Origin of the sequence: Flavobacterium sp. xlx-214, assembly GCF_013874595.1 — a bacterium.
Classification (GTDB): Bacteria; Bacteroidota; Bacteroidia; order Flavobacteriales; family Flavobacteriaceae; genus Flavobacterium.
The window spans coordinates 730,480-747,442 of the sequence record NZ_CP059431.1; the positions used below are offsets into that span (position 1 = coordinate 730,480).

Sequence of the window (16,963 nt, forward strand, 5' to 3'; positions counted from 1 at the left end):
CATGCGGTTGGTAATTTTAGGTGCAGGAGAAAGCGGTGTTGGTACTGCTTTGTTAGGAAAACAAAAAGGATACGATGTTTTTGTTTCCGATTTTGGAGCCATTTCAGAAAAGTATCAAGAAGTTCTTAGAAAAAACACAATTGATTGGGAGCAGCAGCAACATACCGAAGCAAAAATTTTAAATGCCGATGTTGTTGTTAAAAGTCCGGGAATTCCAGACAAAGCACCCATCGTAAAAAAATTGCACGAGAAAGACATTAAAGTGATATCTGAAATTGAATTTGTATATCAATTTGCAGAAAACACATCCATTGCCATAACAGGTAGTAACGGCAAAACCACCACTACCCTTTTAACCTATCATTTGTTAAAACAAGAAGGTTTAAATGTTGGCTTGGCAGGTAATATTGGCGAAAGCTATGCAAAACAAGTAGCAACGCATCCTGACAAATTGTTTGTTTTAGAATTAAGCAGTTTTCAGTTAGACGGAAATATCGATTACAACCCGCATATCGCAGTAATCACCAACATAAGTCCCGATCATTTAGATCGATACGATTACAAATACGACAATTACATTGCATCAAAATTTCGTATCACCGTGAATCAAACCGAAGAAGATTATTTGATTTACGATGCAGACGATGAAGCCATAAATAATTGGTTAAAAAACAACACAACAAAAGCACAATTGGTTCCTTTTTCATTAACCAAAAAATTTGATAAAGGCGCTTATTTAGAAAACAACAACATTATAGCAATGATAAACAACGAAGAAATAACAGTTGCAGTAAACGAAATTGCAATAGAAGGCAAACACAATTTAAAAAACGCTATGGCTGCTACTTTAGTTGCGCAAATGATGCGCGTTCGCAAACAAACAATTCGCGAAAGTTTATCAAATTTTCAAAATGCAGAACATCGTTTAGAGAAAGTTGCTAAAATTAACAAAGTACAATACATCAACGATTCTAAAGCAACCAACGTTAACGCAACTTATTTTGCACTAGAAAGTATGACTGCACCAACTGTTTGGATTGTAGGTGGTGTTGATAAAGGAAACGATTACGATGAACTAATGAGCTTTGTACACGAAAAAGTAAAGGCTATTGTTTGTTTAGGAATTGATAACGAGAAAATAAAAAATGCTTTCGGTAGCATTGTTGATATTATGGTTGAAGCTACCTCTATGGCAGAAGCTGTAAAATTATCAGCACAATTTGCAGAAGAAGGTGATACCGTTTTATTATCACCAGCTTGCGCAAGTTTTGATTTATTTAAAAGCTACGAAGACCGTGGCGCACAATTTAAAAACGCAGTACAAAATTTATAAAAAATGAGAAAGTTATTATCCCAATTTCAAGGAGATAAAGCTATTTGGGCCTATGTAATATTGCTGGCCCTGTTCTCGTTTATGCCTGTTTTTAGCGCAAGTACCAACTTGGTACACGTGGTAGGTACAGGTTCAATCATTGGGTTATTGTTCAAACATTTTGGTCATATCTTTGTAGGTATTGTCATTATCTTTTTTGTACATCGCATCCCGTTTGATCGTTTAAAATTCATTGCCCCTATTGCTTGGATACCAGTTACTGCCTTATTGGTCATTACTTCTTTACAAGGAATGATGATTGGTGGTGCAAATGCAAGCCGTTGGTTAAAAATACCTTTGTTAAACATATCTTTTCAACCTTCGTCTTTAGGATGGATTGCTTTAATTGCTTATGTTTCATGGTTTTTATGGCGTTTTGCTGATGAAAAATACACTTTTGGTTGGTCGCTATTATGGTTAGGAGTTCCTATGGCTTTTATTGTAGGACCCATTCTTCCATCCAATTTATCAACCGCTGCTATAATATTATTCACCATTGCATTGTTGCTTTTTGTTGGAAAATATCCAACAAAGTACATGGCAAAAATAATTGCAGCTGGTGCTATAATGATTGTATTTGCAATTGGTATGTTCAAAGCGTTTCCAGATTTGGCACCATCGCGTTACAAAACTTGGGAAGCTCGTTTTTCTAGATTTGGATCAGAAGATAAAGACGAAGATCGCTATCAAATTGAAAATGCTAAAATTGCCATTGCACAAGGACAAATGTTTGGTGTTGGTCCTGGAAAAAGTGTTCAAAAGAACTTTCTTCCTCAATCATCATCCGATTTTATTTATGCTATTATTGTTGAAGAATTTGGCTTTTTAGGAGGCATTACCATATTAATTGTATATGTATTATTGCTCTTACGCTTTTTAGTTGTCAGTAATCGCGCACCCAATTTGTTTGGTAAATATTTAGCCTTCGGACTCGGTTTTTCCATTGTCTTTCAAGCGTTTATTAACATGGGTGTAGCTGTAGAAATATTTCCTACAACAGGGCAACCCTTGCCATTGGTAAGCTCAGGAGGAACATCTATTTGGATGACCTGTGTTTCGCTAGGAATTATCTTAAGTATTTCTAGAAAAGAAGATCAGGTAAAAGCGCAATTAGCAGATCAAGAACGAAAACAAGAAGAATTCAAACGCATTTTAGAAGAACAACAGTTAGGAGAAGACGCAACATTAGATAAAGATTCAGAAGACAACCCAATTTTTGCGGTATTAAAAAAATAACTATGAAAGCAAATCCTAAATTTATAATTAGCGGCGGCGGTACAGGCGGACACATTTATCCGGCCATTGCTATTGCGAATGAAATTAAAGCGCAAATTCCTGCGGCTGAGATTTTGTTTGTGGGCGCTAAAGATAAAATGGAAATGCAGAAAGTACCAGCTGCGGGTTATGAAATAAAAGGATTATGGATTTCGGGCATTCAACGAAAAATTACGTTAGATAATGCCATGTTTCCATTAAAATTTGTTTCTAGCTTACTTAAGTCGCGTAAAATTATCAAAGAGTTCAAACCCGATGTTGTAATTGGTACAGGTGGTTTTGCAAGCGGCGCAGTGGTAAAAGTAGCACAGCAAATGAACATTCCAACAGTAATACAAGAGCAAAATTCGTATCCTGGTATTACCAATAAAATGTTGGCTCCGAAAGCAAACGCTATTTGTGTGGCTTATGATGGTTTGGCAGTGTATTTTAAATCGAACAACATTACAAAAACAGGCAATCCTGTTCGCCAAGATTTACTAACGATAGATACCAAACGCAGCGAAGCACAAACGTTTTACGGATTAAATCCTAACAAAAAAACAGTTGTTATTTTAGGTGGAAGTTTAGGTGCTCGCAGAATAAATCAGTTGGTAGAAAAGGAATTGTCTTTTTTTAAAGAGCAAAACGTTCAGGTAATTTGGCAATGCGGTAAGTTTTACATTAACGATTACAAGAAATACCACAACAACAAAGATGTTTTTGTTTTCGATTTCATTGAACGAATGGATTTGTTGTTTGCAGCAGCCGATGTTATTGTTTCGCGTGCCGGCGCATCATCAGTTTCAGAATTAGCAATTGTAGGCAAACCAGTTATTTTTATTCCATCACCAAACGTTGCCGAAGATCATCAAACCAAAAATGCCAAAAGCATTACCGATAAAAACGCAGCTGTTTTGTTGAAAGAAGCCGATTTAGACAGTCAGTTTCAAGAACAAATGCTACGCCTGTTAACAAACGATCAGGTTGCGGAGGCATTATCAAAAAACATTAAAACATTAGCATTACCAAATGCTACAAAAGATATAGTTAAACAAATTTTAAATTTAGTTCAGTAATGAATATTAAAGAAATACATAATGTTTTCTTTGTAGGTATCGGCGGTATTGGTATGAGTGCCATTGCCCGATACTTTAAACGTATGGGTAAAAATGTTGCCGGATACGACAAAACACCTACGCATTTAACACATGAGTTAGAAACCGAAGGTATTGTTATTCATTACACAGATGATGTTGCACACATTACGGAAGAATACCGTGATAACAAGAACACTTTAGTGGTTTATACACCAGCTGTTCCAAAACATCATACTGAACTAAATTATTTTCAAAACAACGGTTTTGCGGTTAAAAAACGTGCCGAAGTATTAGGAATCATCACGCAGAATAGTTTTTCGCTGGCAGTTGCAGGCACACACGGAAAAACAACCACATCAAGCATGTTGGCACATATTTTAGTACATGCAAATGCGCCTGTTACCGCTTTTTTAGGTGGTGTTGTAGAAGGATATGATTCTAACCTAATTGGTTCAGGTACCGAAGCAACCGTAGTTGAGGCTGATGAATTTGATCGCTCGTTTTTACATTTGCATCCAAACATTGCTTGTATTATTTCGGATGATGCTGATCATTTAGATATTTACGGAACGAATGACGCCATTAAATCATCGTTTGCTGAATTTGCTGCTAAAATTGATAATTCGGAACATTTATTCATAGCGCAAGGCATCAAAAACATAAATGGAACCGAAGTTTCAGTAAACGGATCTGCGGTTATTAACGCGTATAATTTACGTTTTGAAAATGGTAAACGTGTTTTCGATTTAGATTTTAAAGGCGAAATAATCAGTAATATAAAATTGTTAATGCCGGGCGAACACAATGTTTTAAATGCTTCGTTGGCTTTTTCAATGGCAAAAACCTATGGTTTAAGTAACGATGAAATAAAAGCAGGTTTAGATAGTTTTAAAGGAATTCGCAGACGTTTTTCGTTCAAAATAAACACCGAAAAATTGGTGATGATTGATGATTATGCTCATCATCCAACCGAGATAAACGCAGTAAGCCAAGCGGTACACGAAATGTACCCAAACCGAAACATTACAGCAGTGTTTCAACCTCATTTATTCTCTAGAACAAGAGATTTCATGGATGGATTTGCAGAAAGTTTATCAACATTTAATGATGTAATTCTTCTGGACATCTACCCAGCACGCGAGTTGCCGATGGATGGTATCAATTCTGAAGTGTTAATAAATAAAATAAAATCGGCACATAAAATTTTGCTGCCAAAAGAAGAAGTAGTATCTTTTTTATCAAAAAAAAGCCTTGATGTTTTATTAATTATTGGAGCAGGTGATATTGGAGAAATGGTAGATGAAATTAAGGAGATCTTAGAAAAAAATAATTAAGAAAATGATAAAAAAAATCAATTGGTTCGATGTACTTTTGGGGCTTGTAATTGTCCTTATGGGGTCGTTACTTTTTTTTGCCAACGCAAGAAACAGCGCCCGCTACATTGAAAAAATTGATGTAAAATTATTAAGCTCTAACAATCACTTTATTACGCAAGATATGGTTGAAAAATTAATTGTTCAAACCTTTCCTCGCGATTCAAAAATCATCAACAATGATTTAAACTTAAAGGCGATTGAAGACAAGCTGAACAAAAATGCAATGATTGAACATTCTGATGTTTATGTAGATGTAGATGGAAAATTACATGCCGAAGTAACACAAAAAACAGCCATTGCAAGGGTTATAAATAATAATCAAAGCTATTATTTAGACAACAAAGGCAACAAAATGCCTTTATCAAACCAGTTTAGCGCACATGTGCCCATAGTATTTGGGCAGATTAAAGATAAAAACAAAGAAGTTTTTGCAAAAATATTGAATGAAATTTATACAGACGATTTTTTAAAAACAACCATAACAGCTGTACAAATCAATGCAGATCAATCGTTAAATTTTACAGTACGCGATTATGATTACATTGTAGAATTTGGGCACATGAAAGATGTACAACGCAAGTTTGATAACTACAAAGCCTTTGTACATTATTCAAAAAACGATACACTGATTGGTTATTACAAAAACGTTAATTTAAGATTTACAGAGCAAGTAGTTTGCACGAAATAAAACGATTATGAATAGAGAAAACATTGCTGTAGGATTAGATATTGGAACAACAAAAATTGTTGCAATGGTAGGTAAGAGAAACGAGTATGGAAAACTTGAAATTTTGGGCATTGGCAACGCTAAAAGCTTAGGTGTAAAACGTGGCGTTGTTAACAATATTACCCAAACCATTCAATCAATTCAACAGGCAGTGGCACAAGCTTCTACAGAAGCGGGTTGCAAAATTACCGATGTTGTTTTAGGAATTGCAGGGCAGCATATTCGCAGCATACATCATCAAGAATACATTACACGTGATAAACCAGAAACAGTAATTTCTGAAGTAGATATTGAAAAACTAATTGGTCAGGTACAAAAATTAAACATGTTACCTGGTGAGGAAATCATCCATGTATTACCGCAAGAGTTTAAAGTTGATGAAGAAGGTGGTATAAAAGAACCAATTGGTATGTACGGTCGCCGTTTAGAAGCAAGTTTTCACGTAGTTGTGGGGCAATCGGCTTCTATTCGCAATGCAGGTCGTTGTGTAAAAGATGCTGGTTTAGATTTATCAGGCTTAACATTAGAGCCATTAGCATCGGCTGATTCGGTTTTAAGCAAAGAAGAAAAAGAAGCAGGTGTAGCTTTAATTGATATAGGTGGTGGTACTACCGATTTAGCTATTTTTAAAGATGGTATTATTCGCCATACAGCTGTAATTCCTTTTGGAGGAAATGTAATTACAGAAGATATTAAAGAAGGTTGTTCTATTATTGAAAAACAAGCAGAACAATTAAAAATACGTTTTGGATCGGCTTGGCCAGGAGAAAACAAAGACAACGAAATTGTTTCAATTCCAGGTTTAAGAGGTCAGGAAGCAAAAGAAATTTCATTAAAAAATCTATCTAAAATCATTCACGCACGTGTGGTTGAAATTATCGATATGGTTTTTTCGGAAATCAAAGCATATGGATACGACAATCCTCGTAAAAAATTAATTGCAGGAATTGTTTTAACAGGTGGTGGATCAGAATTGAAACACATCAAACAATTGGTAGAGTACATTACAGGAATTGACACTAGAATTGGTTTTCCTAACGAGCATATTTCAGGAGAATCAGCAAAATTAGTATCAAGACCTTTATATGCTACAGCAGTTGGTTTAATGATGGAAAGCGACATTAACAATTTACGTAGCAGATTGTATGTACAAGAACATCCAACCAATATCAAAATTCAACCAAAGGCAGAACCTTTAGGAACACCTGTTGAAGCTGGCAAAGTAGATTTACATATTAATACTATTAGCGATAAAGCACAGCAAGTAGAGCAAACAGATAACCAAGAAATTCAAGTAGATGTAGAACCAGGAACATCGGCTTATATTGAAAACCGTTTCTTAGGAAAATTTATAAAGAAGTTTAAAGATTTTATTGACAAAGCAGAGTAAAAAGAAAAACACCGCAACATATGGATCAAGCGTTTGAAAATTTAGCATTCTCTCCAGATTTGCCAAAAAACAAATCGAATGTAATTAAAGTAATTGGAGTTGGTGGTGGTGGTAGTAATGCCATTAACCACATGTACAATCAAGGTATTAAAGGAGTTGATTTTGTGGTATGTAATACCGATGCGCAAGCATTAAACAACAGCCCAGTGCCTATTAAAATTCAGTTAGGTTTAACTTTAACCGAAGGTTTAGGTGCGGGTGCTAATCCTGAAGTAGGACAACAATCGGCATTAGAAAGTATCGAAGAAATTGAACAATTTTTAGATTCTAACACAAAAATGGTTTTTATTACTGCTGGTATGGGTGGTGGTACCGGTACAGGTGCTGCGCCAGTTATTGCTCAGTTAGCTAAAGACCGTGATATTTTAACAGTTGGTATTGTTACCATTCCTTTTCAATTTGAAGGAAAAGTACGCCAAGAACAAGCTTTAAAAGGAGTTGAAAACTTACGTAAAAATGTTGACTCATTAATTGTAATCAACAATAATAAATTACGCGAAGTTTATGGAAACTTAGGTTTTAAAGCAGGTTTCTCTAAAGCAGATGAAGTTTTAGCAACAGCATCACGCGGTATTGCTGAAGTTATTACGCACCATTACACTCAAAACATCGATTTAAAAGATGCAAAAACCGTTTTATCAAATTCAGGTACTGCTATTATGGGATCGGCTGAAGCAAGTGGTGATAATCGTGCAAAAGAGGCAATTGTAAGCGCTTTAGATTCGCCTTTATTAAACGATAATAAAATTACAGGTGCTAAAAATGTATTGTTGTTAATTGTTTCGGGTGAAAACGAAATCACAATTGATGAAATCGGAGAAATCAATGATCACATCCAAATGGAAGCTGGTCACAACGCTAACATCATCATGGGTGTTGGTGAAGATGATTCTTTAGGCGATGCAATTTCGGTAACCATTATTGCAACAGGTTTTAATGTTGAGCAACAAAAAATGATTGTGAATGCGAATGATGAAAATAAAAACAAAATCATTCATCATTTAGGCGAAGAGCAAAAAGCTACAACCGATTTAACAGGTTCGGCTCAGCCATCATTTACAGCTGCACCAACGCCAGAACAACCATTGCAAAACAATTTCAACTTTCAGGCGGCTCCAAAAATTGTTTATAATTTAGACGATGAATCAGGAAATAGCGCAGCAAACGAGGTTGAAAAAAAAACAATAATCCAAACTCAAACTATTAATCAACAACAAAATGTGGCGCAGCCAGTACAAAATACAGCTTTTGAAATACAAAAAGCTACTCCTGCACCACAGCCAATAGTTGAAACACCACAAAATACGGTTAAAACAGTAGACATTAGGGATATTATTGTAAACGAACCTGAGTTTGTTATTGTAAAGCCTAAGCAAGTTGTTCAAAATTTACAACCTACTATGGCTGAGCAGTTTTCGTTTGAATTACTTGAGCAAGAATTAGATTTTAACGGTACTGCAAACGAGTTTAGTTTTGACTTGAACACTAATACAGAGCAAACAAATGCTCCAACAGAAATTGTTCAACAAAATGAAACAGCTCAAGAAGTTATCCGTTATAATTTAAACGATTATATGGAAGTAGAAGAGCAACTTTTACAATCTCAACCAACCGAAGAGGTAGTTGAGAAAGAGGAAGAAGCTTTTATGTTTTCTGTACGCACTGATGAAGCAATTCCAGCTGTACAACAAACTCGTTTATTACAAGACGATAGTTCTCCTTTAGAAGCATCAATTAACGATATTCTTAGAGAACGTGCTGAAGAACGCAAACGCAAAATGAAAGAGTTTAACCACAAATTCAATGCGGCAAGTAATCAGTTAAACGATTTAGAACGTGAACCTGCTTACAAACGCATGGGAGTTGATTTAAATCAAAACACTAACAGTAATGTTTCTCGTACCTCAATTTCTTCAGACAGAAATAATGATGTACAATTAAGATCTAACAATTCGTTTTTACATGACAATGTAGACTAATTTCTAATTAGATTATATTTACCTCAGCCTTAAAAAGCATCACGCTTTTTAAGGCTTTTTTGTATATTTGTACCTTAACTAATACCCAATCAATGAGTTTACAAAATGATATAACTACGGCTTTAAAAGAAGCAATGAAAGCTAAAGATCAAGTGGCTTTAGAATCATTACGTGCAATAAAATCAGAATTATTGTTAGCAAAAACATCTGGAAACGCAGAAGAGTTAACAGAAGCCGATGAAATTAAAATCCTTCAGAAATTAGTAAAACAACGCAAAGATGCAGCTGCTATTTTTACAGAACAAAACAGAAGCGATTTAGCAGAACCTGAATTAGCACAGGCTGCGGTTATTGAACAGTTTTTACCAAAACAATTAACCGAAGCTGAAGTTGAAGCCATTATTGCTACTATTATTAGTGAAGGCAACTTTTCTGGTATGCAAGCAATGGGACAAGTAATGGGCTTAGCCAATGCAAAATTAGTAGGTACAGCAGACGGAAAAACAATTTCAACTGTTGTTAAAAAACTTTTAACAGCTTAATAGCGTTATTGTCTTCGTAGTTCAACTGGATAGAATATCAGATTCCGGTTCTGATGATATGGGTTCGAATCCCTTCGAGGGCTCTTTAAATCACAATTAGTTAATTGTGATTTTTTTTTATGCTATAGAATATTAAGTTACAGTTCTCTCCCAATTCTAATTGACATTAAAAACAATAAAGATGTTTACCTACAAGAGAGAATTGATTTTTTAAACAATACTTTAAATAAGTAATATAAAAAAATCCTTCTAGTGTTCTAGAAGGATTTTTTTATGTCATTTACAATGTTTCTTTTAACCAATTAAAAAATTCGGTTTGCCAAACCATAGCATTTTGTGGTTTTAGTACCCAGTGGTTTTCATCGGGTAAAAACACAAACCTGCTTTTAATACCTTGTAGTTGTGCTGCTGCAAAGGCTTCTTGCCCCTGGCCTATAGGCACACGATAATCTTTACCACCATGGAAAATTAAGATAGGCGTATTCCATTTAGCTACGTTGTTTTTAGGATTAAACTGTGCAAATGTTTTTTGTGCTGCTGCGTTGTTTTTATCCCAATACGGTCCACCCGCATCCCAATTGGTAAAGAAAACCTCTTCGGTTGTTCCGTACATCGATTCTAAATTAAACACACCACAATGTGCAATTAAACTTTTGAATCGGTTTTCATGAATACCCGCTAAAAAATATACCGAATAACCACCATAACTTGCACCAATAGCCCCACGACGAGCCGTATCTACATACTTTTCTTTAGAAACTTCATCAATAGCAGTTAAGTAATCGTTCATTACTTGTCCGCCCCAATCTTTAGAAATAGCTTCGTTCCACTCTACTCCGTGCCCTGGCATTCCTCTGCGGTTAGGCGCTACAATAACATAACCATTGGCAGCCATTAATTGAAAGTTCCAACGGAACGAGTAAAATTGCGTTAAAGCCGATTGCGGACCACCCTCACAATACAATATGGTTGGGTATTTTTTGTTAGGATCAAAATTAGGAGGCAAAATAACGTATACCAACATCTTTTTACCATCGGTAGTAGTTATCCATTTCTTTTCTATTTTGCTTTTAGCAATTTTACTATAAGCAACATCGTTAACGTGGGTAACTTTGTTCCAGCTTTTAGCTTTTAAATCGTATGAGTATACTTCGCTTGCTGTGTTAAAATCGGTTCTGGTAACCAATAACTTGTTTCCTGAAAAACCAACAAAGCCGGTAACATCAAACTCGCCTTTTGTAATTTGCTTTACGGTTACAGCAATACGACTAACGCCCGGAAAGTTTACTTCAAAAATTTGCTGTGTACCATCAACCGCTGCATTAAAATACACTTTTTTGCCATCTTTACTCCAAACAAAACTGTTTACAGTACCATCCCAACCAGCAGTTAAGTTGATGTCAACCCCTTTGTGGCGTACAATAATATCGTTTTTATCGGCTTCGTATCCATCGTTTTTCATTTGCAACCAAGACAAGTCTCCATTTGGTGAAAAGGTTGGATGGGTATCATAACCTACGTTCTTTTCGGTAAGATTTACGGTTTGTTTGGTATCTAAATTATACTCGTACAAATCAGTATTGGTACTAGTTGCATAAGCAGTACCCGATTTCTTTTTAGAAACATAAATAACCGATTTACCCGATGGATGCCAAATATAATCTTCCTCACCACCAAAAGGCGCTTGCGGACTGTAATAAGGCTCATCTTTTAAAAGATCGGTTTTTTCTTTGGTTTCTAAATTGGTTACAAACACGTGACTAAAAGATCCATCGCTGTCTTTGTCCCAATGGCGGTAATCTAAACCATCGTACACATAAACGGTAGCGTCTTTTAACTCAGGATAACGATCTTTCCCTAACACTTTATTTACCTTAACGTCTTCTGATGAAAGCGAAAATTTACCATCTGGCGAAAGATTTCTGTCTTTCAATAAGCCATCCGTACTTTCTAGTTCTTTCACTCTCTTACCATCAATACTTACTTGGTATGATTTGTACTCAATTTTATTCTTTTCCATGTTAGGCGTACCTACTTTATAAATAAGGTAATCGCCTTTTTCGGTAATTCCAACTGGGTTTACGCGCCCTAATTGCCAAAGTAATTCTTTGGTCATTACCTTATCTTGTGCTGTAGCATTTAATGCAACAACAGATAAAGTTGCCAATAAAATACGTTTCATTCTTGAACATTTTTTTAATTGTGGCTAAAATTACGAAAATATAAATGATAAAAATTCCTTAAAGTTTTGTTTTAGGTTATTTAGAGACCCTAAAAAATAAAAAATTATGAGTAATTTCACGGACGAAAAAATACTACACAATTATTTTAGAATGGAAGATTTTAATTGGGGCGATTTAATCAATCCTGAATTCTACATAAATTTAGAGATAGCAGGCCATAAAATTGGCTTATATGTTGTTTTGTTTATTGTTTTTGCCGAAACAGGTTTATTAGCAGGTTTCTTTTTACCGGGTGATTCGTTACTTTTCTTATCGGGTATCTACAGTAAGGCATTAATGAGCGAAGTTGTTGAGATAGAAAGCGATTTTTTAAATGTTTTAGGTGTTGCATCAATGGTAGCAGCAGCAGGTATTGTAGGTAACTTATTTGGTTATTGGTTTGGTGCTAAAAGTGGCAATTACTTATACCAGAAAGAAGATGGTCTTTTGTTTAAAAAGAAATATTTACTAGAATCAAAAGCTTTTTTTGAAAAGCACGGTGGTAGAGCTATTATTTTTGCACGTTTCTTACCTATCGTTCGTACTTTTACGCCTATTATTGCAGGTGTTGCTAATATGGAGTTTAAAAAGTTCTTGTTTTACAACATTATTAGTTCAATAGCGTGGGCATTTTCATTGATATTTGCCGGGCACTACTTGTACCGCATTTTATTAGACAACTATGGTTTTGATTTAACGCATTATATAGAGCACATTATCATTATCATAATTATAATAACAACAGTACCTTTTGTTATAAAACTGATCAAAAACAAAAGAGCTAAGAATTAAAAAAACGGATGTATATTTACATCCGTTTTTTATTAGATTTATGTTTAGCAAAGTTTTAAAATTTATAGGAAAGCTTATTCTGTACTTCTTAGGAATAAGTGTTGGGTTGGTTATTATTTTTAAATTTGTTCCAGTTCCTGTAACTCCACTAATGGTTATACGTTGTGTAGAACAAATATCTACAGGCGAAAAAGTAGTATGGAAGCACGATTGGGTTTCTATTGATGAAATGTCAATCAATATTCAAAAAGCAGTTATTGCTAGTGAAGATGGTAAGTTTACATCGCACAACGGTTTTGATGTAAAAGCCATTGAAAAAGCATATCAAAACAATCAAAAAGGAAAGAAAATAAAAGGCGGAAGCACAATAAGCCAACAAACGGCAAAAAACGTTTTTCTTTGGCAAGGAAGAAGTTATCTACGTAAAGGTTTAGAAGCTTATTTTACAGTTCTTATTGAAGTTGTTTGGGGCAAAGAACGCATTATGGAGGTGTACTTAAATTCTATTGAAATGGGCAATGGCATTTATGGTATTGAAGCGGCATCTCAACACTGGTTCAACAAATCGGCAAACAATCTTACAAAAGCCGAAGCTGCTGCTATTGCTGCTATTTTACCCAACCCAAGAAAATTTAAAGCAGCCAATGGTTCGCAATACACCAATCGTAGAAAAAATGCCATAAAACGACAAATGAATTTTTACGAAAAACCCAATTACAAAAAATAATAAAAATTAAAATGTTTCGTTTTTTTTATTACTTTTATTCTAAATATTTAAAACTAAATTATGAAAAAGAACATTTTATTAATTGCTATTGCTACAGGTTTATTGTCTATAACAGCTTGTAAAAAAGAAACTACAACTACTACAGAAACTTCAATTAATGATTCATTAACAACAGAGACTACCACTACAACAACTGAAACAAATGTAGATCCTGCGGTTCAAGCAAAGATTGACGAAGCTAAAACAAAGTATGATAAAGCAGAAGCTGATGTACAAGCTGCTATTGCTAAAGGTGATAAAAAAGCAGAAGCTGCTGCTATTAAAGTAAGAGATGAAGCTAAATCTTCTTGGGATAATTTAAAAGCAGGAGTAAGTAATGTTGCTGAAGATGTTAAAGACGGAGTTAGCAATGCTGCCAACAAAGTAGAAGAAGGCGCTGAAAAAGTAGGCGATAAAGCTAAAGAAGTTGGAAAAGAAGTTGAAGCAGGAGCTAAAAAAGCAGGAGAAGATGTTAAAGAAGGTTACAACAAAACCTTAGACAAAATGAAAGCTAAATAATTTTAGTAAAAAAACCCATTCAAATTGAATGGGTTTTTATTTTTATAACTTTTAATTTCCTTTAAAATCGGCTTTACGTTTTTCTAAGAAAGCAGTTGTTCCTTCTTTAAAATCCTCCGTACCAAAGCAATATCCAAAACGATCAATTTCTACATCAAATCCGTTAACGCCATCTTTAAAATTAGCGTTAACTGCTTTAATAGCTTGTGTAATAGCAGTTGGTGAATTCTTCGCAATTTTAGACGCTATCTCGTTTGCTTTCTCTAACAATTCAGGTTGTGCAACTACATGGTTTACCAATCCGTAAGTTAATGCTGTGTTAGCATCTATCATTTGAGCAGTCATAATCATTTCATTTGCACGTCCTTTACCTACTAATTGAGGCAAACGTTGTGTACCGCCGTAACCAGGAATAACACCTAAAGTAACTTCAGGTAATCCCATTTTAGCGTTATCAGAAGCTACTCTCATGTGCGCTGCCATTGCTAATTCTAATCCACCACCTAAAGCAAAACCATTTACAGCCGCAATAACAGGTGTATTTAAATTCTCTACAAAATCGAACAATAACTCTTGTCCTTTTCTTGCTAAATCTGATCCTTCAGATGTACTAAAACTAGCAAACTCAGAAATATCGGCACCAGCTACAAAAGCTTTTTCACCAGAACCTGTAATAATAATAGCTCTAATGTTTGTATCGGCATCACAATCTGCAAAAGCATTGTGTAATTCTTGAATAGTAGCTTTATTTAAAGCATTTAACTTAGTTGGACGATTAATTGTAATAGTTGCAATTGCTTGATTTTTCTCTACTAAAATGTTTTCAAATGACATATATTTTCTTTTTTAATTAGTTATTGGTAATTGCACATAAAATGTAGTGCCTTTATTTACTTGCGTTTCAAAATAAATGGTGCCGCCATACCCTTCAATCATGTTCTTAATCATAGCTAAACCTAAGCCCATACCACTTGTTTTTGTTGTAAATTTGGGTTCAAATATTTTATCTTTTATACTATCTGGCACGCCTGTACCGTTGTCTGAAATGGTAATTAAAACATCTGTTTCTACTTTTTCAACTTTTACTAAAATACGCGGAAAAGGTTCATAATTAGGAATAGCTTGTATGGCATTTTTAACCAAATTAGTAATGATGCGGATAATTTGCGACTGATCAAAAACGGCAATTATTTCTTTCTCGGTTGATTCAAATCGGATAAAATCTTCATTAAAAATATCCAACGCCAACTGCACTACTTTCACCACATTTAAAGTAGTATTTTCTTGTGCAGGCATCGATGCAAAATTAGAAAAAGCAGATGCTACGGCACTCATGGTATCAATTTGTTGTACCATGGTATCGCAAAAATCTTTCATTTTTTCATCAATTTTGGGATCTTCTGGATTGAAACGACGAGCAAAACTTTGCACAGTTAACTTCATTGGTGTTAACGGATTTTTAATTTCGTGCGCCACTTGCTTTGCCATTTCTCTCCAAGCCAATTCACGCTGACTTTGCGCTAATTTATCGGCTGATTCTTCTAACTTATCAACCATTTCATTATAAGAAACAATTAAAGCTTCAATTTCATACGAGGCATTACTTACCTTAATTTTTTCGTTTTTCTGATTGATATTCGTTAATTGGATACGCTCGCTTATCAATTTTATGGTTTTGGTTATGTAACTAGATAAAACATAAGCTAATACAATAGCCAAAACAAACATAAAGATATAAATTTGACCAAAATGAATTAAAAAGCTTTCTACTTGATTATCGTAAAAAGAAGTTTCCTCGGCATAAGGCATGCTAATAATACCAAGTGGTTTAAAAGACACATCTTTAATGTAATTGTAAGAAGAACGATACGTGATGCCATCAATAATACGCAAATCAACAAAACGTTTGGACGCAGTTGATTCGATAATTTTCAAAATAATGGGAGAAACCACTTCATTATCCATTTTATCAACAATAAAATTGCCTTTTGAAGTAATTAAAAGGTTCCCTTTTAAATCGTAAATATTAATTTGAATATTATGAATGGTAGAAAGTTCGTAAATTTTATCTTTAAAAATTAAAGGAAGATTCTCTGTACTTGCAGGAATTTTGGTGGTTTGTAAAATAAAATTAACATGCTCATTAACAGCACTTTCCTTACGCTCTAATCGATCTTGATGATAATTTCTAGCCTCTTTTTTAAATTGATATATGGTTACCATTGCAATTAAAACAGACGATACAATGATAAGAAAAATCATAGATATGAAAATTCTTATACGTAACGATGTTCTTTGTATGCTGAATGGTTTGGCCATAAACGCTTTTAGTTTTTATTGCGTACTTTTTTATAGTATTTATACCCTAAAGTTAACAACATTGCCAATACAAAAATACCTACTACGCCAAAAATCCAATTAAAAGCATTTTTTAAGATAACTAAAAACACTACCGAAAACAAAATAAGGGTAGCGCCTTCGTTCCAAATTCTAAAAAAAGACCCCGTTTTTTGAAGTGTATTTGATGCTATTTGTTTTACAAACTGATGGCATTTTAAATGATAAATCCACAGCAAGGCAACAAACAATAATTTTACATGCATCCAAGGCATTTTTAGCAAAGCAGGATTTTCAAATAACATCCACAAACCAAAAATAGTTCCTAAAATTGCTGCGGGATAGGTAATAATAAACCACAACCTATTGGTCATGATTTGGTATTGTTTTGAAAGAATTTCCTTTTCAATATCTGGCTTTAATTGTGCTTCTGCATAATACACAAAAAGCCGAACAATATAAAAAAGTCCGGCAAACCAGCATACTATAAAAATAATATGTAATGCTTTTAAATATAAGTACATAAA

Annotated in this window: 15 protein-coding genes and 1 tRNA gene; 12 read left to right on the plus strand and 4 right to left on the minus strand. The window is 34.4% G+C overall.

Features of this window, described 5'->3' with window-relative positions; genetic code table 11:
* The first annotated feature begins 1 nt into the window (after window position 1).
* The 9 genes from murD to H1R17_RS03405 all read left to right on the plus strand — a co-directional run bounded on the left by murD (window position 2) and on the right by H1R17_RS03405 (window position 9,883).
* Window positions 2-1,333: a UDP-N-acetylmuramoyl-L-alanine--D-glutamate ligase gene (murD, locus tag H1R17_RS03365; protein ID WP_163431339.1), complete on the plus strand. Its 1,332-nt coding sequence runs from the start codon at window positions 2-4 to the stop codon at window positions 1,331-1,333.
* Window positions 1,334-1,336: 3 nt separating this feature from the next.
* Window positions 1,337-2,608, plus strand: coding sequence for an FtsW/RodA/SpoVE family cell cycle protein (locus H1R17_RS03370; RefSeq protein WP_163431340.1), 1,272 nt, complete (start codon window positions 1,337-1,339; stop codon window positions 2,606-2,608).
* 2 nt (window positions 2,609-2,610) lie between these two features.
* Window positions 2,611-3,705: an undecaprenyldiphospho-muramoylpentapeptide beta-N-acetylglucosaminyltransferase gene (murG, locus tag H1R17_RS03375; RefSeq protein WP_163431341.1), complete on the plus strand. Its 1,095-nt coding sequence runs from the start codon at window positions 2,611-2,613 to the stop codon at window positions 3,703-3,705.
* Window positions 3,705-5,060, plus strand: a complete 1,356-nt coding sequence (murC, locus tag H1R17_RS03380) for a UDP-N-acetylmuramate--L-alanine ligase (RefSeq protein ID WP_163431342.1) — start codon at window positions 3,705-3,707, stop codon at window positions 5,058-5,060. The genes murG and murC overlap by 1 nt, the downstream gene beginning before the upstream one ends.
* Window positions 5,061-5,064: 4 nt before the next feature.
* A complete protein-coding gene (locus H1R17_RS03385) occupies window positions 5,065-5,790 on the plus strand; it encodes a cell division protein FtsQ/DivIB (RefSeq protein WP_163431343.1) in 726 nt (241 codons plus the stop codon).
* A gap of 7 nt (window positions 5,791-5,797) precedes the next feature.
* Window positions 5,798-7,219 carry a cell division protein FtsA gene (ftsA, locus tag H1R17_RS03390; protein ID WP_163431344.1) on the plus strand — a complete coding sequence of 474 codons (1,422 nt, stop codon included), beginning with the start codon at window positions 5,798-5,800 and terminating at the stop codon, window positions 7,217-7,219.
* A 20-nt stretch (window positions 7,220-7,239) separates the two neighbouring features.
* Window positions 7,240-9,258: a cell division protein FtsZ gene (gene ftsZ, locus H1R17_RS03395; RefSeq protein WP_163431345.1), complete on the plus strand. Its 2,019-nt coding sequence runs from the start codon at window positions 7,240-7,242 to the stop codon at window positions 9,256-9,258.
* A gap of 92 nt (window positions 9,259-9,350) precedes the next feature.
* Entirely contained in the window at window positions 9,351-9,800 is a 450-nt protein-coding gene (locus tag H1R17_RS03400) for a GatB/YqeY domain-containing protein (RefSeq protein ID WP_163431346.1), read from the plus strand.
* A 10-nt stretch (window positions 9,801-9,810) separates the two neighbouring features.
* Window positions 9,811-9,883 (plus strand) — tRNA-Arg (locus tag H1R17_RS03405).
* A 197-nt stretch (window positions 9,884-10,080) separates the two neighbouring features.
* Here the strand turns inward: H1R17_RS03405 and H1R17_RS03410 are convergent.
* Window positions 10,081-11,982 carry a S9 family peptidase gene (locus H1R17_RS03410; protein ID WP_163431347.1) on the minus strand — a complete coding sequence of 634 codons (1,902 nt, stop codon included), beginning with the start codon at window positions 11,980-11,982 and terminating at the stop codon, window positions 10,081-10,083.
* Window positions 11,983-12,133: 151 nt separating this feature from the next.
* Between H1R17_RS03410 and H1R17_RS03415 the strand changes: the two genes are divergently transcribed.
* The 3 genes from H1R17_RS03415 to H1R17_RS03425 are packed head-to-tail and all read left to right on the plus strand — an operon-like array spanning window position 12,134 to window position 14,099.
* On the plus strand, window positions 12,134-12,814 hold the full coding sequence (locus H1R17_RS03415) for a DedA family protein (RefSeq protein WP_163431636.1): 681 nt from the start codon (window positions 12,134-12,136) through the stop codon (window positions 12,812-12,814).
* 40 nt (window positions 12,815-12,854) lie between these two features.
* Window positions 12,855-13,541, plus strand: a complete 687-nt coding sequence (gene mtgA, locus H1R17_RS03420) for a monofunctional biosynthetic peptidoglycan transglycosylase (RefSeq protein ID WP_163431348.1) — start codon at window positions 12,855-12,857, stop codon at window positions 13,539-13,541.
* A 60-nt stretch (window positions 13,542-13,601) separates the two neighbouring features.
* Window positions 13,602-14,099, plus strand: a complete 498-nt coding sequence (locus tag H1R17_RS03425) for a hypothetical protein (RefSeq protein WP_163431349.1) — start codon at window positions 13,602-13,604, stop codon at window positions 14,097-14,099.
* A gap of 51 nt (window positions 14,100-14,150) precedes the next feature.
* Here the strand turns inward: H1R17_RS03425 and H1R17_RS03430 are convergent, their stop codons facing one another.
* The 3 genes from H1R17_RS03430 to H1R17_RS03440 are packed head-to-tail and all read right to left on the minus strand — an operon-like array spanning window position 14,151 to window position 16,960.
* A complete protein-coding gene (locus H1R17_RS03430; protein ID WP_163431350.1) occupies window positions 14,151-14,933 on the minus strand; it encodes an enoyl-CoA hydratase/isomerase family protein in 783 nt (260 codons plus the stop codon).
* Window positions 14,934-14,945: 12 nt separating this feature from the next.
* The gene (locus H1R17_RS03435) at window positions 14,946-16,418 is read right to left on the minus strand and encodes an ATP-binding protein (RefSeq protein ID WP_163431351.1); all 1,473 of its coding nucleotides are present in this window, start codon (window positions 16,416-16,418) and stop codon (window positions 14,946-14,948) included.
* An 8-nt stretch (window positions 16,419-16,426) separates the two neighbouring features.
* Window positions 16,427-16,960 (minus strand): CopD family protein, encoded by a 534-nt coding sequence (locus H1R17_RS03440; RefSeq protein WP_163431352.1) that lies wholly within the window; start codon window positions 16,958-16,960, stop codon window positions 16,427-16,429.
* Between the last annotated feature and the right edge of the window lie 3 nt (window positions 16,961-16,963).